Annotated in this window: 19 protein-coding genes and 1 pseudogene; 7 read left to right on the top strand and 13 right to left on the bottom strand. The window is 45.1% G+C overall.

Annotated elements, in window-relative coordinates; translation table 11 throughout:
• Positions 1–143: 143 nt before the first annotated feature.
• The 12 genes and pseudogenes from DN730_RS01150 to DN730_RS01085 all read right to left on the bottom strand — a co-directional run bounded on the left by DN730_RS01150 (position 144) and on the right by DN730_RS01085 (position 16,726).
• Positions 144–2,228 (bottom strand): bifunctional diguanylate cyclase/phosphodiesterase, encoded by a 2,085-nt coding sequence (locus DN730_RS01150; RefSeq protein ID WP_158541159.1) that lies wholly within the window; start codon positions 2,226–2,228, stop codon positions 144–146.
• A gap of 10 nt (positions 2,229–2,238) precedes the next feature.
• A complete protein-coding gene (locus DN730_RS01145; protein ID WP_158541158.1) occupies positions 2,239–2,763 on the bottom strand; it encodes a YfiR family protein in 525 nt (174 codons plus the stop codon).
• Positions 2,760–4,745, bottom strand: coding sequence for a TonB-dependent receptor plug domain-containing protein (locus DN730_RS01140; RefSeq protein WP_115466272.1), 1,986 nt, complete (start codon positions 4,743–4,745; stop codon positions 2,760–2,762). The genes DN730_RS01145 and DN730_RS01140 overlap by 4 nt, the downstream gene beginning before the upstream one ends.
• A gap of 546 nt (positions 4,746–5,291) precedes the next feature.
• Complete coding sequence (locus DN730_RS01135; RefSeq protein WP_115466271.1) at positions 5,292–5,741, bottom strand: pyridoxamine 5'-phosphate oxidase family protein; 450 nt, start codon at positions 5,739–5,741, stop codon at positions 5,292–5,294.
• Between the two features lie 54 nt (positions 5,742–5,795).
• A pseudogene (locus DN730_RS01130) lies at positions 5,796–6,189 on the bottom strand (GNAT family N-acetyltransferase).
• A gap of 407 nt (positions 6,190–6,596) precedes the next feature.
• Positions 6,597–7,868: a translesion error-prone DNA polymerase V subunit UmuC gene (umuC, locus tag DN730_RS01120; RefSeq protein WP_115466270.1), complete on the bottom strand. Its 1,272-nt coding sequence runs from the start codon at positions 7,866–7,868 to the stop codon at positions 6,597–6,599.
• Positions 7,868–8,314 (bottom strand): translesion error-prone DNA polymerase V autoproteolytic subunit, encoded by a 447-nt coding sequence (gene umuD / locus DN730_RS01115; RefSeq protein WP_115466269.1) that lies wholly within the window; start codon positions 8,312–8,314, stop codon positions 7,868–7,870. The genes umuC and umuD overlap by 1 nt, the downstream gene beginning before the upstream one ends.
• 268 nt (positions 8,315–8,582) lie before the next feature.
• Positions 8,583–10,049, bottom strand: a complete 1,467-nt coding sequence (zapE, locus tag DN730_RS01110; protein ID WP_211313805.1) for a cell division protein ZapE — start codon at positions 10,047–10,049, stop codon at positions 8,583–8,585.
• A 510-nt stretch (positions 10,050–10,559) separates the two neighbouring features.
• Entirely contained in the window at positions 10,560–11,174 is a 615-nt protein-coding gene (locus tag DN730_RS01105) for a rhomboid family intramembrane serine protease (protein ID WP_245957862.1), read from the bottom strand.
• Between the two features lie 82 nt (positions 11,175–11,256).
• Entirely contained in the window at positions 11,257–11,604 is a 348-nt protein-coding gene (locus tag DN730_RS01100) for a hypothetical protein (protein WP_115466267.1), read from the bottom strand.
• An 859-nt stretch (positions 11,605–12,463) separates the two neighbouring features.
• Positions 12,464–15,106 carry an N-6 DNA methylase gene (locus tag DN730_RS01090; RefSeq protein ID WP_115466266.1) on the bottom strand — a complete coding sequence of 881 codons (2,643 nt, stop codon included), beginning with the start codon at positions 15,104–15,106 and terminating at the stop codon, positions 12,464–12,466.
• Positions 15,107–15,544: 438 nt separating this feature from the next.
• Positions 15,545–16,726, bottom strand: a complete 1,182-nt coding sequence (locus DN730_RS01085; RefSeq protein WP_115466794.1) for a BaiN/RdsA family NAD(P)/FAD-dependent oxidoreductase — start codon at positions 16,724–16,726, stop codon at positions 15,545–15,547.
• Between the two features lie 307 nt (positions 16,727–17,033).
• Here DN730_RS01085 and DN730_RS01080 point away from each other — a divergent pair, with 307 nt between their 5' ends.
• From DN730_RS01080 to DN730_RS01055, 6 genes are all read left to right on the top strand, one after another.
• Positions 17,034–17,609 (top strand): hypothetical protein, encoded by a 576-nt coding sequence (locus tag DN730_RS01080; protein WP_115466265.1) that lies wholly within the window; start codon positions 17,034–17,036, stop codon positions 17,607–17,609.
• A gap of 141 nt (positions 17,610–17,750) precedes the next feature.
• Positions 17,751–19,046 carry an imelysin family protein gene (locus DN730_RS01075; protein ID WP_115466264.1) on the top strand — a complete coding sequence of 432 codons (1,296 nt, stop codon included), beginning with the start codon at positions 17,751–17,753 and terminating at the stop codon, positions 19,044–19,046.
• 72 nt (positions 19,047–19,118) lie between these two features.
• The gene (locus DN730_RS01070; RefSeq protein ID WP_115466263.1) at positions 19,119–20,465 is read left to right on the top strand and encodes a di-heme oxidoreductase family protein; all 1,347 of its coding nucleotides are present in this window, start codon (positions 19,119–19,121) and stop codon (positions 20,463–20,465) included.
• A complete protein-coding gene (locus DN730_RS01065) occupies positions 20,465–21,520 on the top strand; it encodes an imelysin family protein (protein WP_115466262.1) in 1,056 nt (351 codons plus the stop codon). Before DN730_RS01070 ends, DN730_RS01065 begins: the two co-directional genes overlap by 1 nt.
• Before the next feature lie 2 nt (positions 21,521–21,522).
• On the top strand, positions 21,523–22,635 hold the full coding sequence (locus DN730_RS01060; RefSeq protein WP_115466261.1) for a DUF1513 domain-containing protein: 1,113 nt from the start codon (positions 21,523–21,525) through the stop codon (positions 22,633–22,635).
• Between the two features lie 116 nt (positions 22,636–22,751).
• A complete protein-coding gene (locus DN730_RS01055; protein WP_115466260.1) occupies positions 22,752–25,037 on the top strand; it encodes a GGDEF domain-containing phosphodiesterase in 2,286 nt (761 codons plus the stop codon).
• 87 nt (positions 25,038–25,124) lie between these two features.
• On the opposite strand, the gene DN730_RS01050 is transcribed toward DN730_RS01055, so the two are convergent.
• Positions 25,125–25,397: a hypothetical protein gene (locus DN730_RS01050; protein WP_115466259.1), complete on the bottom strand. Its 273-nt coding sequence runs from the start codon at positions 25,395–25,397 to the stop codon at positions 25,125–25,127.
• 188 nt (positions 25,398–25,585) lie between these two features.
• Between DN730_RS01050 and DN730_RS01045 the strand changes: the two genes are divergently transcribed.
• Positions 25,586–26,536, top strand: a complete 951-nt coding sequence (locus DN730_RS01045; RefSeq protein WP_115466258.1) for a helix-turn-helix domain-containing protein — start codon at positions 25,586–25,588, stop codon at positions 26,534–26,536.
• The last annotated feature ends 286 nt before the right edge of the window (positions 26,537–26,822 follow it).

Here is a 26,822-nt window from a genome sequence, read left to right as displayed (position 1 = left end):
ACTATATAAATATAAATTGACAGTAAGCTTTTGGTAAAATCTATGACGTCTTTGCGCCAAATAACGCATGACGTAGCAACACATCGGATTCATGGCATTGAAATGTGATTGTTGGGCACTCTATGCCGCACAATCTGGCGAAACTAACCGTTTCGAGAAGGATATTCCCCAGCTGCCTGCTCAAGAAGCGCCTGAGCAGCATTCGCGGAGACTGGTTCGCATAGATACGGACCTTGAAGACGGGCATAGCCTAGGCAAGCGAGTATCTTCGCTTGCTCCTCGTTGAGTATGCCTTGCGCTATCATTGTGACTTTAAGTGCACTGCCAAAACCGACCATAGCCTGCAATAACGCATGGCTACACTGGGCTTGATCTAAATGCGCCACTAGCGCGCTATCAACCTTGAGATGCTCAAACGAGACGTGTTGAAGACAGGGAAGTGACGATGGTCCTGCTCCGAACTCGTCAAGAGTCATTAGGAAACCCGTCTCACGTAAACGCTTTATACTGGCATGAAGCATGCTGCTAGATTCCGCCAGAGCTTCATGTTCACTCATTACCAATTCGACGTCATCAGGCCCCAAAGAAGCATTGTCCCGCGCTGCGATTAGGCGTTCTACTGACGAGGCTTGATGCAGCATTTGAGCGTAGAATGGGAGGCTGATCTTGAGTTCAGGGTCTAATTGCTTCCATTTTGCCAATTGTTGCATCGCCTGTTCCACCACCCACTCTCCGATTGGCACAATCAGACCCGTCAGGTTTGCAATGGGAATAAATTGCGTCGGATGAATCACGCCCAATTGGGGATGCTCCCAATAAAGCTGTGCTTCGAAACCAGCGAGTGCTCGTTCGCTGGCCGTGAACCAAGGCTCATAGTTCAGACGTAGCTGATTCGATGCAAGAGCGTCGTGAATGTCGTGTTCAATTCGAACAAGATCGTCTAGGTGGACCTCCGAGCCTGGAGCATAAACGCAATAGCCGTTCTTACCCTGCTCTTTAGCCTGATACATCGCGACGTCAGCGTATTTTACTAACAGCTCTTTGTCTTTGGCGTGTTCGGGGCACAAACAGATGCCAATACTCCCCGTAATAAATGCCCAACGATCACCTAATGAATAGGCAGAAGCCAGCGTATCGACTAGCTTTTGCGCTAGCTGCTGTGCTTCATCAGGACCGATATTGCACCCCGTAATGATCGCGAATTCGTCGCCTCCCAAGCGGCATACCTTATCGCTAGCACGCATGCTATTTTTAAGTCTAGACGCGACTTGGCAGAGCAACTGATCTCCCATGTCATGCCCAAGAGTGTCGTTGATCTTCTTGAATCCATCTAAGTCGATTAGCAGTAACGCAAAGCCATGGTCATTGCGGCATGATTGAGCGATCACATCGTCCAAGCACTCATTGAAATAGTGACGATTATACAGCCCAGTGACATTGTCATGATAAGCCAATTGGTTAAGCCGCTCCTCAGCAATGCGGCGCTGTTGCAACTCTTGCTTTAATTGAACGTCGTATTGCTGCAACTTTTCCATCATACCGTTGAAATCGCTGGTTAATCGCCCGACCTCATCGCGCGAAGTGACCACAGCACGTACCCCTAAATCCTGCTTAGAGCTAACTTGCTGTGTGATGTTGGAGAGGTGGCGAAGTGGTCGTGTAATACGAATCGCCAAGCGCCGCCAGAGCAGTAGCGATAGCCCAAGAGTGGCTACGATAGAAAGAATGCCAAAAAGTAAATCAAACAGGATGCTGGAGCGTAGCGTTTTAAGGCTGTACTCAAGAACAATGGTGCCGATGCGCTCACCGTGCAGATTAATCGGCTGCTGAAGCCCTACGCTGCACCAGCTGAATTGTAAGCCGCTTGAGGTCTCTAGCAGATTTTCCTTAGCGGTATTCGTTGGGGGGCAATCAAGGTGATCAACAGCGTGGTATTCAGCCAACTGGCTACCGCTAGGAAGTGTAATGGAGGCACGAAGCATATCAGGTGAAGCTGATAGTGAATGCAACACTTCTGTGGCGGTGATTTCGTCCTGAAACAGGATGGCAGCAGTGCTGTTGCTACCGATCACATCCGCCGCAACATGCATGGCGCTGCTCAGCGCACGATACTTGTTGAAGGCATTGTAGGCTTGGGTCCCCATCATCAGCAGAAAAAGCGCTAGCGCGGTAATCAAGATACCGTATGTGACGAGCTGATGAAGGATGGAACGTTGGAATCTTTGCATAGTGTTCGCCTTATCGAGTGGCGACATGACGAGCTAACTTAAGTAGCCGTGCGCTGATGTGTATCTCAGCTTGCTGAGCTGCTCTTAGATTGATCTCAAAAACTACACGGTTGTCCTGTGTACTCATCTCAATCATGGTGCCACGATCGGCTAGCCCTTGGACGTCGGTAATCGTCAAAATAGGCGCCGACATCAATCTTCTCATTAGTACATCGATTTGTCGATATTGACTCTGGTCGAAGTAAAGAGCGTTACATACCGCCAGTTCATCACCGATCGTCACATTAATGACACGAATATTTGTGTGCGAACGCACGGGCTGTCCCGTCAACTTGTTTAACGCGCCATCAAGCGGGGTACGGCCTAAAATACATAAATAGAAAGGCTGCTCCAGCGGAATGGGCCACTCAGTGAGACGAAGAAAATTGTAGATATAGGCCGCTTTGACGGAGCGCTCGTCCACAGGTTGTGCTTGAACGGTTACGCACAGTAGTAAGGCAAAAAACGGTGTAAGCAGTATACGTGAGAGTTTCATTGGAAACGGTACCCCACGCGTAGCCATATAGAGCGTCCATCCTGCGCCAAAAGTCCGTCTTGATTGCCATCATACGAGACATGATCGTATTGTTCGTCAAAGAGGTTCCTGATACCTACGCTGACATCCATGCCAGATAGCGGCTCAGAGGTCAGTGTCACATCTGCGACGGTATAACTGTCTACCGAACCATTGGTTAAATTTTTGCGTTCGCCGACATAGCGTAACGCCAAACTCGCGTGGGTTCGCTCGTTTAAAATCGGTGTCGAAAAATGCAGCTTGCCGATGTGGTTAGGGACGTTAGTCAGGTCCGCCCCTTTGTTATTTTCGGCATGCTGCCACGCGTAGCTAAGCCGCAGTGTTTTAGCGCCCTGCCATTGCCACTCCGATTCCAGCTCAGCACCACGTATCGTGTTCGACTCTTCGCGAGTGTAGGTGGGCAATTGATCCACGTGATAGCGATATAACGAAGCGAGCAGACGACGTTGATAGGTCTTATGCTCGGCGACGAATTCGGTTGTACGCACTCTTGAAGGCTGCTCAATCTCTTCAGAGCCGAGATACTCTTCAGGCGTTATAAAACGGCTTGCCTGCCCATAAGAAAGCTTGAGCGACAACTGTTCTGTCGGGCGGTGAATGACGGCGAAACGTGGGTTGAAAACATCCTGAGTGGTATCGTATTTATCAAAGTGGCGACGGTCGTAACGCCCACCTAAACTGGCGCTTAGCGTTGGGGTGAGCGTGATTCTGTCTTCCCCATAAAGACTGAAGGTATTGCCATTATCGGCAAACTTATACGTATCCAACACTTCGTCCTCAGGAATAGTTCGATACTGCCCCTGAGTTTCTTGTTCCTGATCAATCCGATACTCGCTGCCCAACAGGATCTGGTGCCCAGCTAATCCAAGATAAATCAATTTGCTATCGATGCCATACCAACTGCCATTGGTTTCGATGTCCTGCCTTACATCGAAGCGCTGATCATCGACCAAACCTTCGAATTGAAAATCGCCGTAATATAACCGCGTTACCGTACGCCAATCTCGGCCTAGGTATGCATCATGCTCTAAATGAATGAATCGGTTGCGATCACTTGATTGACGGGCAAAGTCTGTAATCGTGTTCAGATTGTCTTGGTACAGGATGGAAGAAGCCGCTTCCAGTGACCAATTACGGTAGCCTCCCTTAAGAAAAAAGCGCTCGCTTTGGCGGTCTGAGCTAGAGATGACATCACCGCCATCGTATTCATGACTCCTACCGTCACTCGTGAAGACTGACGCAGAAAACAGTAGCTCCAAGCCGTTATCAAATCTATTTCCCCCTGTGATCCTAGCTTCCTGATCCTGATTAGAGGTCGTCAAGACTTCCGCTTCGACTCCGTCAAAATTCCGCCCTTTGCGTGTGACGATGTTAACAACACCAAGAAATGCGCTGTTGCCGTAAATGGCCGAACCCGGACCAGGAGCGTATTCGACCCGCTCGATGAGCGCAGTATCGAGATAGCCATCATCTGCAATATAAATTTGACTGAAAAAATTATCTGCCGCGGGGTATCCATCAATCAATACCAAAATACGGCCCGCGTAATCGCCCGGCGCACCGTAACCGCGCCCGCCGAGATAGCTGTAATCAAGCCCCCGCATGACATGAAGACCACGCATGTTATCGAGTATTTCGGCAATGGTACGATAACCAAAACGATGAATCTCATCAGCCGTGATAATCGACACTGCGGAAGGAGCATCAACTATTTGTTGAGCAAAATGGGTAGCACTGATGACCTCGGTTTCCAACAACTCTTCAAGTGGTAAGGTTGTCAGATCAGGCGATTCGGCAAATGTTTTAGGAGAGGTCCAAGGAAGCGTGCACAAAAGCAACACAGTACAAAGAAAAGACACTGAAATGCGAAAACATTTAAACGCCTGCGTTCGTATTCGCTGCGCCGATAATAAAGCTCGAAAGTACTGAATCAAGTACACCATGAGTCTTGGACTGTTCCTCAACACGTTCTTGGAGAAGAGGCAGTGGCGCTCAAATTGAGAACCATACCGAAAAGCAGCTTTCCTTGAATAAACCTATCCTCAAACAAAGCTTAGCTTAACATCCCAAAAAGAGTCAGCTTTTGTCCTTCAAGCTTCTTACTTTTATGACGCTAATTCATACAAATAAAATAGTAATATTACCCATAGCGAGCCACCTCCTTGTCCGCGCATAACACCCCCTCAAATACCGCAATACAGCACTTTGAGAGGTGTTCAAAACATTCTAGAATTCAAGTGCTCGGTAGTACTCTTCGTCAACAAGACCATTGGTATGAGCACGCGTGTTACTGAAATTTACTGGAAGCGAATCGACGCACCATTTTACATTCCTGCTTAAACATTGTTTTTTTAGTGTAACACCGTAAAAGCCTAGCCCACACGATTGGGCCGTGACCAATCCTTCATCATGCGCAACATCCAAATACTGTATAGTTTTGGTGATGAATTGTGAAAACAGATTTTGGCGTTTAAGAATGAGGCACCTTGCTATACACCATAGTTTTTTTTGGCCTGACTGACTTGGCTCTCTACTGTTGTGCCTGGAACCAAATAATAACTTGGAGCAATGATAGGTTCGGTTTTATTTACGACCACGACTATGACTCCCTTAATTGGGAATGCGTCGCCAATAATTGGGGTCAATATTTCCGCATACTTTTTATAACCAATGTCGTTCGAAGAAAGATAAGATGCGGTGCCCTTTAATTTAAACCCTTTTTGTTTAAAGATGTTAATAAAGCTTACGCAAACATTGGGATTGGATTCTATATTTTTGACGCTACCTGGGGATGCAATATTGGCAATGACAATTTCATTTTCACCACAGATGGTAAAGGCTTCTTTTGGAGAGCACGTTGGATAACCCTCCATATCTGAAGTAGCTAACCAACAAAGAACACTTTCTTTAACCGATTGTTTTATTTCTTCTGTAATCATTTCATGTACCTTTACAGCGCATGGTGCTTCAATCAGCAACGCGATAGCGGTCGCCTAGATTGACTTGTTAAGTTCGATTTCCATGGGTTGGTAAACCAAACCTGCTGATTCGGCTATATTGCCCTTAAGCTCAAAGCCATACTTCTTATACGCAGGAACTGATGATAAAGAGGCACTTACGGTTACAGTGTCAAACTTCGCACAAGTTAAAGCCGATGAAAGCAACTTCCTGCCAATACCTTTCATCTGTTTTTCAGGTTTAACAAAAAACATGGCAACCTTCCTTTAGTTCAATAACCCCCTCAATCTCCCCGTTGCATTCTGCAACAAGTATCAAATTATCTTCTTTCATTCTCTTGAGGAAGGCATCACTTGCCGCAATTTTAGCAAAGGTTGAGATTCCTTCCTCCGACAACGTGTCTGCTACTGATTTTGAAAAAGAAGCCATGCAAACTGCACTAACAGCTTCAGTATCCCTTTCTACAATCGCTCTGATTTTCACCGATACTCCAAAGAACTTAACGCCTCAATAACCGGCGCAGCTTTGCTGCGTCCGACGCCTGAAAGGCGCGTAGTTAATTAACTTTTTATGTGTTGATTTCATACTCATTTACATCAAAAGATTCTACTAACGAAAACGAATCATTATCTGGGCCTGAATTTCTGAAATTATCTAATGGTTCACGCGCAATCCATTTCTCAAAAATATTTACTCTGTTCTCGTCAATAGGATCTGGTAGGTACAAACCCAAAATTAACACTTTAATTCCGACGATCCACTCATGGGTCGTTGGAATTGTACGGTTAACTTTCCAAATATCGCAAAGTAGATATAGAGTTAACAAAGATGGATATTTAGTAAACAATCGGTAGATCACTCCACCGAGTGGTGTACGCAGGGGACAGATGCTCACGCTTCATCAACCATTGAGGCGTAATGCCCTGAGAGGCAAAGAACACCGTGCCCCTTCCGCTGTGATTGATGCGATCCAATACCTCCATAAGAGCTTTGGAATGCGACCGTTCAGGCGAATTCTTAAAGAAGTCATGCTGATAAGCCCCCTGCTCAAAGAAGTCCGTTAACATTACGCCTGCTTTAGCGTAGCGATAGCCTGCGCGATAAATACGTGAAAACAGTACGTCAGCGGCTTCTAACAAATCTCGAGTGTCATCCGTCGGATAAGGCAACTCAACAGACAATGCATTGGAATACTGGGGATCATTAGGATTAAACACGCCTGTGCGGATAAAGACCTGTATTACGCGAGCCAGACGCTTCTCTCCCCTGAGTTTCTCTCCCGCTCGGGCCACATACTTCGCGACGGCTTGCCGTAGTTCGAACTTATCGGTGATCCGCTGACCAAAGGACCGGCTGCATAGGATCTGCTTTTTTGTTGGTGCCAGTGCCTCAAGCTCCATACAAGAGACACCATTTAACTCTCGTACCGTACGCTCAAGCACCACAGAGAACTCACGACGAATGCACTTTGGGTCGGCATCTGCAAGATTCAACGCCGTCTTAATACCTCGAGCTTTGAGTTTGTCAGTTAACCGACGCCCAACCCCCCAAACATCTCCCACATCCACCAAGGCCATTAAACGCCTTTGTCGGGCTCTATCCATTAGATCCACCACAGAGCCAGTAGCGGGATATTTCTTGGCCGCATGATTGGCGAGCTTGGCGAGGGTTTTAGTAGGCGCAATGCCAATGCCGACAGTAATGCCCGTGTGTTTATCCACCCGCGCTTTCACTTGACGGCCAAAATCCAATACGTCTAACGCATGATCTACACCCGTTAGATCCAAAAACGCTTCATCGATGGAATACACCTCAACCCTTGGCGCTTCTTCCTCTAGGATGGTCATTACCCGATTAGACATGTCTGCGTACAAGGCATAATTAGACGAGAAACACATCACATTGTGCTTGATAATGTCGTCGCGTACCTGAAAGATCGGCACCCCCATTTTGATGCCTAGTATCTTGGCTTCCTTGGAACGAGCAATCACGCAGCCATCGTTATTAGACAACACCACAACCGGCTTCTGCTTCAGATCCGGTCGAAACAGCTTTTCACAACTGGCGTAAAAGTTATTGCAATCTACTAAAGCAAAGATGCTATTCATTAGCCACGCTCAAACTTACGAACAACACCAGTCACCACTCCGAAGATCTCCAACTGGGATTCTTCTGTGATTTCAATGGGACGATAGGCTTTGTTTTTCGGACGGAGTAAGACACGAGGTTTCAATTCAAGGGTTTTAACCGTCATTTCACCATGGAGACACGCAATCACAATATCACCATGGCGAGCCGTTAATGATCGATCCACCACTAAAATGTCCCCTGAGTGAATCCCAGCTTCCACCATAGAATCCCCCTGAGCTCGGACAAAAAAGGTCGCGCTCGGGCGCTGAATACACAGCTCATTCAAATCTAACGTGCGCTCCACAAAGTCCTGAGCTGGAGACGGAAACCCAGCCGACACTGACTCAACATAGAGTGGAATGTTTAACTTATTGATCGAAAGAAAAGCGGCCGATTCAGCAGAGCCAAGATAAGTGACCTTCATAATGCGCAAAACCCATATACTGTATATTTATACAGTATAGTTTTGACAAGGGATTGTGACAACAGGTTTTGGGGGCTGTAGGCTCGGCACACAAGCCTGCCGACTCGATAGGTCAAGCTGGATCGAGGGTTGAAGGAAGTACGGATGGGTTTAGGCCGAAAAATTTAAAAATAGCGTAATATGTGTCTGGGGAATACGTATGGAGTCAGTGCTCTATTTGAGCTCTATTTTCATCTGACCCCAATTGTTTCAAGGTAAAGACCTTTCGTCATTGCCGTCCCCATTCCTTTCCCCCCATTTCTACCAACCGAGACGCGGCTCGTCGAAAGGAAAAGGCAAGATCATTGGTGGCCGATAATTGTGCAAGTGACACGCCACTTCGCCCCGTCGCCGACCACTCAAATTCTTCACCCTCTTTGGTGCGAATCATGGTCGTCGCAAAGGAACTCGAGTTCCCCCCCTTCTCACTGACAAACAGTTCTTCATTTCCATCACTGCATTCGATCTGCGCTTCAAAAGCAACAAATAGTTCATCGAGCGGGACTTTTGCCGCTAGCACCAAGCGTGTGCGAGATTCATAACACACGTCAATTAGGTTCACGAATCGCCGCGCTTCGTCGAGGTGATTGGCGCCTAATTGCGGCACGCGGTCTATGATGAGGACCGGAAATCGGTTGCATAGGGAAATATAATCGGCCGCGCCGAGCGGTTGGTAGCATAACTCGGAAAAGTTAAACCAGGCGCACCGGTCATTGAATCGGGCGACCTGGACGGTGCGACCGAAGAGTACGTCAATGACCTCGGCCTCAGTTCCAGATGCAGTGCCACCAAATATTTCTTTCAACTTCGCCTGCATGTTGTTGCCACTATTTTTATCACCATGATCATCCTTGTTTGACCAAAAATAGGATTGGCCGTCCGCTCGGGTTTCGAGTCGATAATCCTTGGCGGAATCCTCCATGGAGATAATGTCGAACCTGTGTTCTACCATGTCTATGAATGGCAAAAAGAGGGATCGGTTAATGCCGCCCTCATACAAGGTATCGGGGGAGCGATTCGAAGTAGCCACCACCACGACATTCCGATCCAATAATGATAGGAAAAGTCGTTTCAAAATCATGGCATCGGCAACGTCTGTTACTTGAAATTCATCGAAACAGAGGAGTTGGGCTTCCTGTGCCAATTGCTGCGCAATGATGGGGATCGCATCATCTCGAGGGTGCTGCTGTTTATAGACAAAGATTCGATGATGGACGTCTATCATGAATTCATGAAAGTGGACGCGGCGTTTGGCAATTTTTGCATGTTTGAGGCTGTGGCTGTCACTGTTACAGCAAGAATCATTATCAGGGACATTAACAGACGCGTAAAAGAGATCCATTAGAAAGCTTTTGCCGACCCCGACCGGTCCATGAATGTACATGCCTCGCGGTGCTGGACCAAAAGACCACAAATGGAACTTCTTTCGAAGAAAGGACTGAGAGGCTGCGATCGATCGCGCCGGTAACCGTAGCAGCGGACGGCTGCTTGTAGAGCTTCTCTCTGTCGGTTTGTCGGTGCACACGGGTACTGGTGGGAGCGAGGTAAGAGACTCGAGCAGGACATCGAGTTTTGCCGCGAGAGCGAGTTGCGCATCATCTTGTCTAACCTCCCCCGCATCCACTTTGCGTTCATACGCAGCTGTCACGTGGCCTGTCGGGAAGGACCGTCGAGCGACGCGTTGTTGTGCTGCCATTTTCTTCATCATGGGGCTGATAAGTTTATCAACATGGTAGGGATAGTATAATCAAGTACGCTTCTTCTCGCTTTTTGGATTGCCTCAGGTCTAGAGATTTATGTTCCATAGATAAAGCAGCCTAGTCTTATCTGAATATTTTCGACCTATAGGTTAGCGATCAAATTCATCAGGAAAGGTATGCCGTGGGTCGAGACCTAGGGTTTAAAGCAGCTTCGAGTGAAAGAGAATTGCGTCTGCTTTACCAGTTTGTTTAAAAACTCTCACGGTTCGGAGTGGGCCAGCGCTTATCGAGGCCACCGAAGTCGTTGCGTCTCGCCTGAGCCGGACAAGGTCGCTTATATCATTTAGTTAACTAATCTAACTCAACTTTGCTCGCAGCTATTGGGTCAGATGAAGAATTTTATTTTCATCTGACCCCAATTGTTGATTTCTATTAGCTTAAGATGATCTGCTGTTTCTACAATCTCAATGTTCATTACTTAACTCAATTAAAAATTTAACGCCAAGCTAAGCGGCGCCACTTGCGGCGTCCTTATTTGAGCTTTTTGTTAGCTTATTTACGTAAAAAACGCCTAGCACCATCCCGACAGCCAAGCTTAAAACATGGCCAGGCTTCGGATAATTAGCAAAAATAAGATCGAGCGAAAAAGCCGGGATTAATGCAAACAATAACGCATAAATTATATTGCGTTTGTCATGCATAATCGTTGTTAGAATAATTCCAAAGCCGGCAATACCCAATACAGCTTGAGAACCACCTGTTCCAGTATTCCATGGTGCTTGTACAAATAGAGTGCTATACAACGTTCCTGAAGCGCCCGATAAAAACCAAACTAAGAGAAACATAGACCAGCCAATACGTTTCTCTATGGCATACCCTAATACAACAAGAGATAAGACGTTGTAAAACATATGGTATTGTTTGGCATGCACCAACTGGGATGTAAATAACGTCCAAACCTCCCAATTCACCAAGTTAGATACATTAATACCTCCGTATGATTTAAGCTCAATCATCGTTACTTTACCAAGAAAAGATCCGGTGACGATATAAGCGACAATCATTGAGAAAAATATAGTTGTTAAACCTAGTCCAAATGATGCAATTGGTAATTTCTTCACTCTATCTCCTTAAGAGTTCACGCCCGGCTCAGCAAGCATGTGAGCTGGAGCTGTTTGTTATGGCCGCTGCACAACTACACGACTAAGAAATATGATTCTCATTAACGTACCAGACACCGGAGTTTTGGTGTATACCCAAGACGATAAGAGCCTCATGCTTTTCATAAATTCCACGCCACACAAACCTTAAAGATCTCTGTGAGCTACCTTTACCCGAGCAATTTAACGAGCCAAGATATACCCTTTCTTTGTAGGTCCCTAACTCATCTTTCATCGCCTCTACGTCTTTGATAAAAACATCTTCGCTAAAACCTGAATCAACAGTTTCATAACGTTTTATGAAAGAAGCATAATCTCCGTTTTGATCTGCGTTTAGCAATTCAGTGAGATACTTTTCCGCAATTTTTAACTCTTCTTGATTATCTGCCATATCGACTGTTCCTTAATCACTTGAGCTGAATTTGAGTTCTATTGCCATAACGCCCGGCTCACCGAGCAAATTTTTGATGGCGGATTTTGTGCGTATTTTGCACAAAAGGTGACAGCAGAAATTTATCCGGTACAGCCGTTTGTTATATTTTTAATCAGGAGGAAGTTGTTTAAATGCACCTTGCATTGCTTCGCTTACGATTTTTGTGAGTAAGTCCTTAGATTTTTCTTGCATTATTACACCTATTTTACTACGAAGCTTTACCAGCTTTTCAAAATAAGGCGAATTCTTACCGTTGTAATAGAGGGAATTAATTTCTTAATCACTTAAGCAGCTATTGGGGTCAGATGAAAAATTTTATTTTCATCTGACCCCAATTGTTGACAAAGAAGGTAGCGCTCGAGTGCTGAATACACAGCTCATTCAAATCTAACGTGCGCTCCACAAAGTCCTGAGCTGGAGACGGAAACCCAGCCGACACTGACTCAACATAGAGTGGGAGGTTTAACTTATTAGCTGAAAGAAAAGCGGCCGATTCAGCAGAGCCAAGATAAGTGACCTTCATAATGCACAAAACCTGAATACTGTGTATTTATACAGTATAGTTTTGGCGGCGGATTGTGACAACAGGTTTTGGGGATTGTGGGCTCAACACACAACCCTGCCGACTCGATAGGTCAAGCTGGATCGAGGATTGAAGGAAGTACGGATGACATTAGGATAAGAAATTTAAAAATAGCGTAATGCGTGTCTGGGGAATACGGATGGGGTCAGTGCTCTATTTTCATCTGACCCCAATTGTTTCTTCAAACACTGGCGCAGATTTGCTCCGTCGGCATGCTTTGACTTGTTATACGATTTAATGCTTTATAGTTTCCATTTCTAGAATATTTATATGATTAGCCGACTCAAATATTTGAGATTTAACGTCTTCAAACTCTGTATAGTAATCAACGATTTTTTGTTGCAATTCCGTATCAAATACATAAAGATCTGGTATCTCGCCGTTCTTTTTCACATTACCTTTAATTACTTTTGGTGCACCAGACTTATCCTTGATAACAGGGATCCTAATAAGAAACTTACTTATATTTTTAAGGTTTGCTCTTAGCTCTCTATCCAGCCTATTTTCTTCCCTGATAGCATGCAGTGCATAATATATAAATAATGGGTTTATATCCTCTCGCTCAATTCTAATAGTTCCGCAATGATCAGTACTTCGAAATTTATCACCCACCAACTTCACAGAAAATTCAAAATTCCCATCAATTCCCCATAATACGTACGGCTTACTAAAATTACTTATATTAGTAGAGGACATAAACCCAAAGGGTTCCTTCACATTTGCACTATATACTGGAATGTCCCCATCTGAGTTATATACTTCCTGTTTTAAAACTCTCTTCCCAATAGCTAAATGGAAGTAATCATCATTAGACAACTCAATTTCGACGTAATTTTCAATTTTAGGTATTTTTTTCTGGGCATTCTTAAGTCTGCCTGAAAGGTTTTCTATTAGCTGCTGGTGTTTAATCAATATTTTCGAAAAATCTGTAGGATCAGTAATTGTTTTTTCATCATCAATGCCCAGCTCTATTCTTTCTTTTGCAGACCACCACCGGTCCACGCTCCAGTGATCTTCTGGTGCGAACTTTGATATAGGCCAAGTTTTACATTGCAAATTATTACTTTCAAAGCCGTCTGGATCTGCGCAAAATACCTTAAAATTCCTTACCATATCAGGAAAATCATTTTCACATTCAAATCTTTGTGCGTCTAATGTCTCTCCGGTGTTGCTTATAACATATGTAAAGACACGTTCATTTTGCAGGTCATCTAAGTTGATTTTCTTTTGCAGGCAAAGAATATAAGTTTTTTTAGGCGTCGTATAAAAAGTGTTTTTTGGCAATGAAATCAGACCCAATAGAATGCATTTATCTAGTATGAACTTGCGCAATTTTTCATCCGACAACCTGTTTAAAAGCCCATCTGGAACAACTACAAAGGTTTTTCCACCTGGCTTTAATGAATTAATAATCTTTTCAATAAACAAGCCTTCTATACCTGCACCATTAACTCTATAGTATTGTCTAAGATTTGAGTCTTCGGATATATATTTTTTAATAGTACTTGTACCAGTTACGACATACGGCGGATTTGTGAGCACTAGGTCATAACAGTCTCTATCGAGCACAGACAGTGAGCCCAAAATGGAGCTATGGCATGAAGTAAATGTTTTATTGAAAATTTTTGAAAATTCTTTAGGAAACTTTGAGAAATTACTAACAAGTTCGTTCATATGAATAAGCATATTAGCTTTTGCGAGTATTATGGTTTTCTTGTCTCTATCGGTACCGAAATACTCAATCTTTCTTTCTATTTTATTATTATAGAAGGTATAGTCTTTTGGGCGAACAGTATTTATAGACTCTAGCAGGAATCCTCCCACGCCGCTAGCTGGATCACAAACTCGACTTCCAGAAGGAAGAGTCTTTAAGCCACTCATCTCTATGATAGCTTTAACCACATTTCTAGGTGTAAAAAACTGTCCCCAATTTTTTTGACTCATGCTTTTTTTTAGGAAGTTTTCATATAATCTAGATTTAAATTCCGGATCAATATTCTTTAGCTCCCCAAAATTCGAAAAGCCGTCCAAGATTTCTTTAAAAATAAAATTGTGCTCCCCAATATCTGGATCTAACACAATCCCGTTTATGACTGACGTGCCATCAACTAGATCTGCAGGAAATATTTCTTTGATGTAAGGTCGCACATTTTTAAAGTAAAAGTTAAAAACCCTATCTTCAGGTATTTTTATAGTATTCTCGAACGATATATCAATACCATCATTATTATAAGTTAACACCCCTAAATCACTAAGGTATTTGAAGAGAAATATCTCTACAAATGTTGCCAAGCAAATATCTGGATTTTCACCACTTGCCAGCCATATTGTCTGCCATACTTTGTCAGCAAGATCTGAGGGATCTCTTAATTCGGCTTTTGTTATTTGGGAGTTTTTCGATGAAAATGAAGAAAGGCATTTAGATATAATTAATTCTGAACGACTCTTATCTTTTTTAGGATCAAACAACTCTTCAAGCTGATAACCATCTTCTCGTTTAGCAATTTCATACCCACTTTCATGTAAAGGGTTTATCCAAATGTACTCTGTTCTATCTGTTACAATGCCAATCTTTGCATCTAGTGGCTTGCAATAGTTGTTTACACATTGCTCTACAGCTGCAAGTTTTTTCTTTTCAGAGTCAAATTCTTGTGGTGATTTAAACTCAACAACAGCAATAACTTCTGGAACCCCATTCCTTCGATCAATTACAATTTCATCGGGCTGTCGTCTGCCATCACTTCCATAAGTTTTTTTAGGTACAATATTAAACTTTTTAAGTTGATTGATGGTTGTTTCACCAATAGTGAACAATTCCCACTCACCAAGTCGATCTCCACTTTTATCGTATCCACGTTTTAAAATCTCTTCACTCATGACTATGACCCAGGTAATTATGGTTGCACCATAACCCTACCAGAGAACTCTGGTTAATCAAGAGAAAGTTGAGATTTATGGCGTCGTATAACATTTAAGGACACCCCTCTTTTTTTACAAGCAAAATCGACCGATAACAAACGTGGCTTTGCTGCCATATATTAGGATTCCATGTAAGAGACTTGCTCTTGATCCCCGATGAACTTCGCTGACTTGGCTCTAATCATTTTGTCGTTTTCTAGAAACGATGTTAGGCACAAAATCTCCTAGTCACGGTCTAACCTATTTTGTCATCACTTGCTTTTACCGAGCAAAACCAGATGTGAATCGACCAGTCTTAGCTAGACGCTTATTTAACTAATAGTCAACCTCTTCTTAACCCGTATTGCACCACATCAGTGCAAAACAAAAAGTTAACACTTTAATTCCAACGATCCATCACACATACTGCCCGGCGGCAAAGCCGCTAGACCATGCAAACTGGAAGTTGTAGCCTCCTAGCCAGCCGGTGACGTCTAATACTTCGCCAATAAAGTAGAGCCCTTTGGCTTTGTTTGATTCAAAGGTTTTTGAGCTGACTTCGTCGGTGTCGATGCCGCCAAGGGTGACTTCGGCGGTGCGGTAGCCTTCGGTGCCGTTGGGCTGTACATCGAAGTCGGTTAAGCGTTGTACTAAGGTTTTGATTTGTTCGTTAGACAGCTCGGCCATGGGCTTGTCTAGGAATGCGATGTCTTGTTTGAGCACTTCGACTAAACGCTTCGGCAACAGCGTGTTTAGCTCTGTTTCAAGAGCGCGCTTGGGTTTGTCAGTACGTAGCGCTTTAAAATGCTCTATTGGATTCATATCAGACAATAGATTGAGCTGAAGCGCTTCGCCTGGTTGCCAGAAATTACTGATCTGCAGTATCGATGGACCGCTGATCCCCCGATGGGTGAATAACATCGGCTCTTTGAAGCTCATTCCATTCGCGCTGGCTTCTATGTCCAGACTAACGCCTGAAAGTGTGGACAACGTCTCTTTCATGCTGGGTTGAATGGTGATGGGTACGAGGCTAGCGCGGCGCGACAAGACACGTAAACCGAATTGTTCTGCTATTTGGTAACCAAACCCGCTCGCTCCCATGGTCGGGATCGACAAGCCACCTGTAGCAATGACCAGAGATTCGCACTCAATCAATCCATTGGAAGTTGTAAGCTGGTAGCCAGTGCCGTGAGAGACCACGCTATCGACGGAGGTATTTAAACGAATGTCGGCCCCCGCCCACTCACACTCGGTTAGCAATATTTCTAACAGGTCTTTGGCAGAGTGCTGACAAAAGAGTTGCCCCGGCGCTTTTTCTACGTACTCCAAGCCATGTCTATCGACGAGATCAACAAAGTCTTGGGGTGTGTAGCGTCGCAAGGCTGAGATACAAAAATGTGGGTTCTGAGAGAGAAAATGCTTGGGCGCAGCATCCATGTTGGTAAAGTTGCATCGACCTCCCCCTGACATCAATATTTTCTTGCCTGCTTTGTTCGCGTGATCTAAAACCAACACGTTTCGTCCGCGATAACCCGCTTGCGCGGCACAAAACAAACCCGATGCACCAGCACCTATAATTACGACGTCGTAGCTCTGCATACCTACCCCTTTTAAGATGGCTGGCATTATACCTAACCCAATAAAAAGAGAAATAAATCGCCAAACCTAGACGATGAGCGGCCCCGCCGTTTATGTCCACAAATTCCGTGAAAAACACTGTGGGAATTTCAAATTTATCCTTAAAAATCAATTCTCTAAATTAAATCAAGAGAATTTTTATAATTTTTAATGACTCTGTCACATACGTCAAAAAACTCAATATTTAAAGAATTTGTCAAGAAAAGTATGTACAAATTAACTGTTGTTATATACAGTACTGTATAAACAAACAGTATAGGTGATTTGGATGAACGCTTTAATCAATTACTTACGCAAACACTCTATCCCTTTATTCCTAGGGGTATTCGCTATGGCGCTGTACGCCCCCGCGAAAGATCTACTGTCTTACACAAATAAATCATTTGCCGCCGCAAACATTGAATTAGCGAGCATTTCATTTGGTGCCCACTCCCCCTGGGCTGCTACCGCAAACCAATCTGGTTTTGTAAAAGCAAGCCAAAGCTTGAATACGCCTCAGCAAATTTTTACTAAGATCACGCTTAAGAACCCCAGTAACGAATCCGTTTTGTATCGCAAACTGTGGTTATACTTCGAACATGATGATGGCAAGCGAGAATACACGACCGATTACACTCTCTATGATCCTGAAACACGCCAGCGCCTTATCGGTCATTCTATTGAGCTTGGCCCAAACAGTGAGATCTCCGTACTGGCTTCCTATCGTTTCATTCCAAGCTATCAACAAAGTGAGCCCGAAACCGTCTCTATTTCTTGGGAAGACAACAAACGTCTTCGCTCTAATAGTTGCGAGTATGAGTTATCCACAGGATCACTCAGTCAGTTTGGTGCCACCTGTCGCTAATCCATAAAGCGAATTTGCCTAAATGAATATGTGACAATAATCAGATATCAGCGATATGCTGATATCTATACAATAAGACAGTTGATAATCATTTTCATTTTCACTAAAATGCGCAGACAAATTGCATAGGGAGCAGTGAAAATGAATAAAATGTTGACACCAATTGCCGCACTTGTGGCCGCCAGTCTATTAACTGCATGCGGTTCCCAAGCGGTTAAACAAAATGACACAAGTAACGTGACGGCGAGCACGGTAGTTAATCAGTATGCGGACATTGCCGAAGCAACATATGGTGACTCGTACCTAACTGCGGTTGCACTTCAAGACACCATTGATGCCTTTTTGAACGCGCCAACCGAGGCCAATCTACAGTTAGCCAAAGATGCTTGGATTGCCGCTCGCGTACCTTACCAGCAGACAGAAGTTTACCGTTTTGGTAACGCCATCGTAGATGAATGGGAAGGCAACGTTAATGCGTGGCCCTTAGATGAAGGGCTTATCGATTATGTGTCTGCCGACCATTATGGATCTGAATCTGATCTCAACCCTCTTTACACCGCTAATGTCATTGCCAACGAATCTTTGATGATTGGCGGCCAAACGATAGACGCTTCAACGATCACACCTGAGCTTATCTCCGAGCATTTACAAGAGGCAGATGGCGTCGAAGCCAATGTGGCAAGTGGTTACCATGCCATTGAGTTTCTACTATGGGGGCAGGATCTAAACGGAACAAACCCTGGAGCCGGTAATCGCCCAGCCACGGATTTTGATCTCGATAATTGTACGCATGGCCACTGTGATCGCCGACGGGAATATTTAGCCGCTGTCACAGCTTTGCTCGTAGACGATTTGAAATACATGGCGGATGCGTGGAAAACCAACGGCGATGCTCGCATCGCGTTGCTTGAACAATCACCAGAGCAAGGTTTAAGCACTATCTTAACGGGCATGGGAAGCTTGGCTTATGGTGAGCTTGGTGGTGAACGGACCAAACTTGGGTTGATGCTTCATGATCCAGAAGAGGAGCATGATTGTTTCTCTGACAATACGCACTGGTCACACTATTACGATGCCAAAGGTATTAAGAATGTTTACTTAGGCGAATACCAACGCGTCGATGGTAGCTGGGTCAAAGGCCCGTCTTTGTCTGCCTTGGTTGCTGAGCAAAACAGTGCCTTAGACAAAGAAATGAAGTCTGACTTGATTATGACCGAAGCGGCAGGTCAAGCGATGGTTGATGCCGCAGCGCAAGGTCAAACATTTGATGTACTGATTGCGATGAACAACACAGAAGGTAATGCGCTTGTGCAAGATTTTGTCGATTCACTTGTGGATCAGACACGCACCACAGAAGATATTATCCGCTTGCTTGATCTCCAAGATATCGCCTTAGAAGGATCAGATAGCTTGGATAACCCAAGTTCAGTATTCTAATAGCGCTTTCTTTTGCAGGTTTTAAGGGGTGACATCCGTCGCCCCTTTTTCCGTTTGACTCAATAAGTTGCCATGATTAAAACTTTCTACCACTTTGTGCTCGCTTATAGCTTGGTGATCAGCGCTCAAGCGTATGGCGCGAGTGATGCGTATAGCCAGCCGTTTGCGGGTCTCACTGTCGAGGAAAAGCAGTCTTTTTATTTAGGTCAGAGCTTATTTGAACGATTTTGGGTGCCTTCCCCTTCCTCTACGACTGCAAGTGACGGCTTGGGCCCTCTATTTAATGCTCGATCTTGTCATAGCTGCCATATCAGAAATGGTCGTGGACACGCCCCCACGGCTAACCAGTTAGGTAGCGAAGTCCCCTCTTTTTTCATTCGTCTCGGAGATAGGGCAGCCTCGAATTCGTCTACCATCATTGGCGATCTCGTCTATGGGCGTCAATTTCAACCGCTCAGCAGTACCAATGTCGCTCCGGAGGGAGATTATAAAATCATTTGGCGCTCGTCTATCGTCATACTAAACGATGGTACAGAGGTGTCATTACGCCGCCCTGATATTTCATGGCAATCCTTGCGGTATGGCGATTTCAATCACAATACAGGCTTCTCGCCAAGAGTCTCTCCTCCCCTTGTAGGTATGGGGCTATTGGATGCGGTGCCTGATTCTGTGATCTTGTCGTATGCTGACCCCGATGACATCGATCAAGACGGCATCAGTGGTAAACCTAATTGGCTGGAGCGGCATGGCGAGAAACACCTTGGCCGATTTGGTCATAAAGCGCATGTTCCCAATTTGAATGAGCAAAATCAGTCAGCTTTTAATGGTGACTTAGGTTTATCAACACCGCTCTTCCCTAATCCAAGCGGTGATTGTAGCGCTATGCAAAGCAAATGCAGGATGGCACCCGACGGTAATAGCCCTCATTTAGACAATTTAGAAGTGGGTCATAAGCAAATGCAGCTGTTGAATAGCTATGTAGCACTGAGTCGTCCGCCTGCGATGAGACATCTCAATGAAAGCTGGTTCTTAGACGGGAAAAAAATCTTCGATTCACTACGCTGCGCGAGCTGCCATCGTCCAAAGCTAACCACAGGTCGATCAAGTTTTTCAGCTTTAAATCATCGGGATTTCTATCCATTTACCGATATGTTATTGCATGATATGGGGCCGGCACTGCAAAGCGGATTCCCAGTTCTGAATGCGTCACCACAAGAGTGGCGCACGGCACCGCTATGGGGAATCGGTTTATCAGACGCCGTGTCGGGTCGTAATGGTTTTCTGCACGATGGCCGAGCTCGAACTATTGAAGAGGCGATCTTGTGGCATGGCGGTGAAGCACAAGCTAGCCAACAAGCCTATCGAACATTGAATGCACAGCAACGCGCTGTCTTTATTAGATTTTTGGAGTCACTTTAATGTCTACCCTTAACAAAGCACTCATTACTTCCATCGCGTTTCTGACGGCAGCATCCGCTAATGCAGGCACTTGGGATCACACATTAGAGCAGATTCAACATCAATACATTGTTCCCAAATACCGTGCCTTCACCGACAGTTCAAAGCAGCTGAATGACGCCGCACAAGCATTATGCGCGATGCCCTCACAGCAAACACTCGCCACTGTCCAATCGGCTTTTAAGCATAATGTCACGGATTGGCAGTCGCTGCAGTGGCTGAATTTCGGCCCTGTGACCTATTTTATGCGTTATTACGCGTATGAATATTGGCCTGATAAAAAAGGCGTCACGCAACGCCAACTCCGCGCCTTATCCGCTGCGCCGGATACGATGGAAGCGCCTAAATTTTGGACATCTGCTAGCATCGCTGTACGCGGCATGACGGCCATTGAGTCATTGCTCTATCATGGAGATTTTGATGTGGTGCACAAAGCCAGTGATTGCGAAGTGCTTGAAGCAGTCAGCCGCCACCACGCTCAGACCAGTGAAGACATTCTCAACCAATGGACATCCAGTGAGGCGACCGATTGGGTGTTTGCAGAAGATGATGATTTTGTCGATCTCAAGCACATCGCACTTGAGCAATTTGTCCAACAATGGCTTGAACATATGTCCGTGGTTAAGGACGCAAAGCTAGAAACACCGATTGGTTATAAAGGCAGAGCAAACCTGAAGCTTGCAGAATTCTACCGCAGCGAACAATCATTGCCTTCCATTGAGACAAACTTAAAATCTTACCGCATTCTCTACCATATCGGCTCACCATCCTTGTACGATACCGCCATCGCGGAGCAGCCTGAGCTTGCCGCAAACTTGGAATCGGCGCTAGCAGAAAATGTTAAGCTTGCTCTGACTCTCCCAAACGATTATTTCACGGGAGATTACACCCAAGATCAGCGTATCTCGATGGCGACGCCATTGATCAAGTCCATCTCTAACAGCCAAACTCAGCTGACCAACTTGGTCACATCATTAGGGTTTCAAATTGGCTTCAATAGCCGAGATGGAGACTAGCAATGCTGAGTCGCCGATCTTTTCTCACATCATCTTTAGCGGTCTTAGCCTTGCCAACGTGGGCTTCGCTCATACCTAGCGGCGGTGAAAATGTGTTGTATTTTTCAGCGTTTACCAAAGGGCACAACGAGCACTTTTTTGGAGCGTTTGCTAAAGATGGACATATTGTCTGGTCGATGCCGTTACCAGAACGAGCTCATGCCCCCGTCATTCACCCGAGTCATCGAGCGGTTGGCATTGTCGCCCGTCGCCCTGGCTACTACATGAATTTTTTCGACCCTATTTCAGGGCAACAACTTTTGCGTATTTCCCCCCTGGCAGAACATCACTTTTACGGTCATGCCGTATTCTCCCATGATGGCAAACGCCTCATCACCCAAGAAAACCACTACCCATCGGGTGCAGGTAAAATCACTATTAGAGACTGGCCTAGCGGTAAGGTAGTGAATGAGTTCGATAGTGGTGGCATTGGTCCACATGAGTCGGTTGTTGATTCTCAAGGAACGCTAATCGTTGCAAATGGCGGGCTAAGAACGCACCCTGATAATGATCGAGAAATTCTCAATCTGACAAGCATGACCCCGAATGTGACCTATCTGTCACTGAGTGATGGCGCGATACGTAATCGCATCTACCATGAGCCAGATTTGCACCAGCTCAGCGTTAGACACCTTGATGTTAATGCACAAGGGATCACGGCGTTAGGGTTTCAGCATCAGGGCAATATGTGGGACAACGTCCCTTTGGTTGCTCTGACAACCCAAGACTCAACCGCTTTCGAATATTTAACGATGCCAGAGCAAGTGCGCATGCGCTTCAAACAATATTGCGGCAGTGTTTGCTTTGATGCATCAGGGAATACGCTCGCCGTTAGCACGCCACGAGGCGGGATGGTCGCATACTGGGATGTGCCCAGTCGCGAGTTTCTGGGCGTCAATCATTGTCGAGACGTATGTGGCCTCGCAGCGACAGGCACTCCAAATGAATTTATCTTGACCAGTGGGACAGGAAAACAGTTGGTATCATCAACGCAAAACCATATAATGGCCACCGTCAATCAAGTTCCGGCAATAAAATGGGATAACCATCTGAGACGTATGGAATTTATTGTGTAAATTTTTTCATTTGCTTCAAACTCAGGATGGTCAGAAGCTTCTTTTTTAGGTAATGTGGTACGGTTGCCTTGCACATTTTGTGCAAACACTGCCTTAATTCTGATTGTAGTAGTTTGATGTTATTAAACTTTTTTAGACAGTATTTCTTGGTCAGTAGCACGTCGAGCCAGCGAAGCGATTCAGATCGCTTTCGAATCAGCGCGTTACGAATACTATTAACCTCATGCCTATTGGTATTCGGTTCTTTTACGCTTCATAGCCTCGTCTTCAATCTCAACAATGCCGACGACTATTTAATTCCGCTTATCAGCGCAGCGTACATCTGCGTGTTATCCCTGCTGCTCTACCTGTCTTCGCTCCATATCAAATTAACGGCTTCGATATTCATCGGCTTGCTGGCACTTACCGGATGGTCCTTGGCGTTATTTTCCGAAGAAAGTAACGCTGTGAAGTTTGGTTTGACCACGCTCTATTCATTGCCTTTGATGGTTCGGCTATTTTTTAGTTTTAAAGCGTCTTTGATATGCAGTTTAGCCAACTGTGCGACCTTTGTACTGGAATTATCGGAATCGCATTACTTTTCGAATTTAGATGCCTTTATGTCGCCAACGTTCAGTGCATTCTATTTTCAACTCCTGATTTTTGTATTACTGAATTTTGGACTCCCCTTAGCGGTGTCCCGGATTTTACACACCTTACAAATGTCGTTAAGACGTTTCAGGGATCTAACGGCTCGACTTAATCACCACACCGAACTGTATGAAGAGATTTTTGAACATACAGGAACACCAACAATACTGTGTGATAAGAAAGGCAAAGTCCTCAAACTGAACGAAAAAGCCGAAGCCCTACTGACCAAAGGCCAACACCGAACGATCGAGGGCACTCGAATAAACGATTGGCTAAGCTCGACATCCGACTCAAGCAATCGGTATTTCTGGCAAAAAGACGCGGCGAAATGTGCCTTGAGAACAGATGCCAAGAGTTTTCTAGAAGTTCATCGCTCTGCCCTAACGACTCACGGGCACTATGTTTTACACTTGCAAGATGTGACGCATTTGCGTGCTCTAACTCAAGAACTCGAGAGCACACAACAAACCAATTCGCGTTTGACTCACTTCGACTCCCTGACACGCCTACCTAACCACACTAACTTTTGCATGCAGGTAAACCATCGAATCAGTCATGCTCAGGACTACTACACGGGTGCAATGTTCATCATTCGCATCAGTCAATTCAAGTTGCTCAACAAGCAATACGGCAGGGAACAAGCAAACCGAGTCATTCTTCATTTTTCTAAGTCACTGCAAGAGCGCTTATCAGATACCACCATTACGGGCCGCTTACGTGGTGTCAAATTTGCCTGTTTTATGCCTGTCGGCCAGACTTATTTAATTCAACGCAACTTACGCGCGCTCATTAAATCCATCCTTCCCGAACAAATTAAAATCGGCACAGATTTACTCAATATCGATTACCAAATAGGGGTTTCGTACTATACGAACGAAGGCGAAAAAGCAGAAGAGCTTTTAGAGCGTTGTGAGATGGCTTTGGAATACTCAACGTCCGCTGAGCGCATCTCATTTTTTGATCAGCAACTCGAAGCGAAGCTAGTTCAGGAGCACAAACTAGGCTTAGCCTTGGCTCAGGCCGTCAAAGACAAAAGCATTGATATATGGCTGCAACCTCAGGTAACGGGCTCTGGTGAAATACGCTCATTCGAAGCACTTGCTCGCTGGAAGCGCGAAGATGGCTCCTACATTTCTCCGATCACGTTCATTAAATTAGCCGAAGAACTCGGGTTATTACCGAAGCTGGCCGAGAGTCTTTTGAAAAAGTTAGTGGCCGTTTTAGAGGCATGGCACGAAGAGCACATTAAAACACCGATCGCCTTCAACCTTGCTGGTCAGGAATTGATGAATGATGGCTTTTTTGCCCTGCTGATGTCTCTTACTTCTGACAGACCGTGGCTAAGCGACATGCTGGAGCTGGAAATCACGGAAACAAGCCCAGTGATGACCCACTCCCTAATCCATAAGCGACTGCGTACCCTATCGCAATATGGTTTTTCTATCGCTATTGATGACTTCGGTACCGGTCAGGCGTCGCTGGGTCAGCTTATCGATATTCCGGCCAATATTTTAAAGATAGATCGCCGCTTTGTTTCGCCACTTCCGGATGACAGGCGTCACTACGATATTGTGAAATCAACCATTCAATTAGCGAAATCGTTGAATATGAGTGTTATCGCTGAGGGAATTGAAACACGAGAGCAGGCAAACCTTTTGGTCGGTTTAGGGTGCGATACATTACAGGGCTATTATTATGGCAAGCCTTGTCCGATCACAGAATGGACCGATAACAACAACGAAAAAGCAAAAGAATTGCGCATGGTATATTAAGGCGCTGTGCCATCACGTGTTCCACAAAAAAGCTGGCTTAAGGCCAGCTTTTTCGTTTAATACCAGTACATTAATCATAACGCTGTACTAAAAAAGCAACTTATCAAACACAGCACAATCGGTGTAAACAAACTCTTCATCTGCCCTCAAGCGCTTTGCTTTATCAATTAACTTTTGTGACGCTTCTTTTTGCCTTGGAGAGATGTATTCAGACGCTACGTTCTTTTCAAGTGTCGCCAGATACCGCTCTAGTTTGTCTGTACAAGCGTCTGGTGTCTGAGCCATGGCCCCCGCCCCAAACATCGCCACAGCGATGGCAACGATAGACTTCGTTATTTTTTGGATAGCACACTTTGTCATAACACCCTCACGCCGATTTCTTTGGCGTCTATTTAACCATAATGCGTCAATTGGGAGAATCTCACTCCAAGAAAGTTTTGTGCATGTAGAGATGGTCTCCAGTATAAAAATCAAACATCTTCTTTACTTTTACTAAACTTTATCTGATCTTAATAACGTAATTGAGTTTTTCATAAGAGGTGAGCTTCATGAATCATGAGCAAACAGACCTCGAATATCGTCGTATTGTCACCCATAACACGGAAGAACATGCAGCTGCTTGGCGAGGCTGGCACATTATGTGCGATCAAGTTTCAGACGGCCGATTTCAAGGTATGATTACTGACATACGTCTTCCAGGCATGCAACTAGTACGCGATAGATCCAATCAGGCTTTGGTGAAACGCGGAAGAGGCACGGATGGCACGATCTCATTCAGCATGCCTGCTACAATCGATACCAATAATTTCTACTGTAACGGACATATTTCTGAGTCTGGCCGTATGCTGATCGTACCCTCCGCGGGGTTACCGGAGCTGCAGACTCCTAGCAATCTGGATCTTCTGTGTTTCAGCGTTGAAAAATCTCTGTTCCAAAAAACAATCGACAAACAACTTATACCATTTGACGTAGACGCTCGTCTGGAATTACCTATGTTGGCAGAGTTGCCACATGATTCAGACTTATCCGCTTGCTTAATGGCCGTTCTTTCTTCAGATGTTGCTGTTCCTCTGCTGCAACACTCTCGTGTTCAAGATGGCATAAAAGACACTCTGCTACAGCACGTAGTGGATGTGATTGATACGGATGATAACTATCTCATAACGCCGTTAGCGAAGAAGCGAATGGTCGATCGAGCTCGTGAATACGTCATGGCAAACCTCGACACGCCACCCACCATATTAGAGCTATGTAACGTGGTCGGCGCCAGTCGACGCAAGTTGCAATATTGCTTTCAAGAAACGTTTGGCATGAGCCCAGTAACGTATCTTCGTATCATGCGCCTCAATGCAGCACATCGGGATCTGTTGAATGGCCACCCACTCACGAGCATCCAAGAAACCGCAGCGAAATGGGGATTCCTCCATTTTGGTCGGTTTTCTTCAGAGTACCGAGCGCTGTTTGGCGAGCTGCCCTCTGACACCCTAAAACACGCCTAGCTGAAACTTTGCTGATATTGGATAACCGCTTTCCAGAAATAGTTGTAAGGTTTAATTGTTCATCAGAAATACAATTAAACAAAGGAACAACACGATGGGAACACTCTATTATAAGGCCGTAATCGGCCATTCATCGGCAACATCAATTACCTTTTTAAGCCGCACAAACCTCCATGTACATCGAAGCCTTTTCGCGCCAATGAACTTAACCAGTCTTGGTAACGGGCTTCTATTTTCTAAGATGGTTGTGAAGACACTGTTTTCACGTCTGCTTTTAAGATGCTCC

This window comes from Marinomonas piezotolerans (genome assembly GCF_003362755.1).
Classification (GTDB): Bacteria; Pseudomonadota; Gammaproteobacteria; order Pseudomonadales; family Marinomonadaceae; genus Marinomonas; species Marinomonas piezotolerans.
The sequence above is the reverse complement of the archived record's forward strand: the minus strand, read 5'-3'. Positions and strand labels throughout refer to the sequence as shown.

What these genes read in the sequence shown, in the direction of transcription:
- DN730_RS01135 (WP_115466271.1), bottom strand. Translation starts at nt 5,741, where the DNA reads ATGATTACAGAAGAAATAAAACAATCGGTTAAAGAAAGTGTTCTTTGT.
- umuD (WP_115466269.1), bottom strand. Translation starts at nt 8,314, where the DNA reads ATGAAGGTCACTTATCTTGGCTCTGCTGAATCGGCCGCTTTTCTTTCG.
- DN730_RS01140 (WP_115466272.1), bottom strand. Translation starts at nt 4,745, where the DNA reads ATGGTGTACTTGATTCAGTACTTTCGAGCTTTATTATCGGCGCAGCGA.
- DN730_RS01100 (WP_115466267.1), bottom strand. Translation starts at nt 11,604, where the DNA reads ATGGCAGATAATCAAGAAGAGTTAAAAATTGCGGAAAAGTATCTCACT.
- DN730_RS01050 (WP_115466259.1), bottom strand. Translation starts at nt 25,397, where the DNA reads ATGACAAAGTGTGCTATCCAAAAAATAACGAAGTCTATCGTTGCCATC.
- DN730_RS01085 (WP_115466794.1), bottom strand. Translation starts at nt 16,726, where the DNA reads ATGCAGAGCTACGACGTCGTAATTATAGGTGCTGGTGCATCGGGTTTG.
- DN730_RS01045 (WP_115466258.1), top strand. Translation starts at nt 25,586, where the DNA reads ATGAATCATGAGCAAACAGACCTCGAATATCGTCGTATTGTCACCCAT.
- DN730_RS01090 (WP_115466266.1), bottom strand. Translation starts at nt 15,106, where the DNA reads ATGAGTGAAGAGATTTTAAAACGTGGATACGATAAAAGTGGAGATCGA.
- DN730_RS01150 (WP_158541159.1), bottom strand. Translation starts at nt 2,228, where the DNA reads ATGCAAAGATTCCAACGTTCCATCCTTCATCAGCTCGTCACATACGGT.
- DN730_RS01060 (WP_115466261.1), top strand. Translation starts at nt 21,523, where the DNA reads ATGCTGAGTCGCCGATCTTTTCTCACATCATCTTTAGCGGTCTTAGCC.
- DN730_RS01075 (WP_115466264.1), top strand. Translation starts at nt 17,751, where the DNA reads ATGAATAAAATGTTGACACCAATTGCCGCACTTGTGGCCGCCAGTCTA.
- DN730_RS01145 (WP_158541158.1), bottom strand. Translation starts at nt 2,763, where the DNA reads ATGAAACTCTCACGTATACTGCTTACACCGTTTTTTGCCTTACTACTG.
- DN730_RS01080 (WP_115466265.1), top strand. Translation starts at nt 17,034, where the DNA reads ATGAACGCTTTAATCAATTACTTACGCAAACACTCTATCCCTTTATTC.
- DN730_RS01070 (WP_115466263.1), top strand. Translation starts at nt 19,119, where the DNA reads ATGATTAAAACTTTCTACCACTTTGTGCTCGCTTATAGCTTGGTGATC.
- umuC (WP_115466270.1), bottom strand. Translation starts at nt 7,868, where the DNA reads ATGAATAGCATCTTTGCTTTAGTAGATTGCAATAACTTTTACGCCAGT.
- zapE (WP_211313805.1), bottom strand. Translation starts at nt 10,049, where the DNA reads ATGGCAGCACAACAACGCGTCGCTCGACGGTCCTTCCCGACAGGCCAC.
- DN730_RS01065 (WP_115466262.1), top strand. Translation starts at nt 20,465, where the DNA reads ATGTCTACCCTTAACAAAGCACTCATTACTTCCATCGCGTTTCTGACG.
- DN730_RS01055 (WP_115466260.1), top strand. Translation starts at nt 22,752, where the DNA reads ATGTTATTAAACTTTTTTAGACAGTATTTCTTGGTCAGTAGCACGTCG.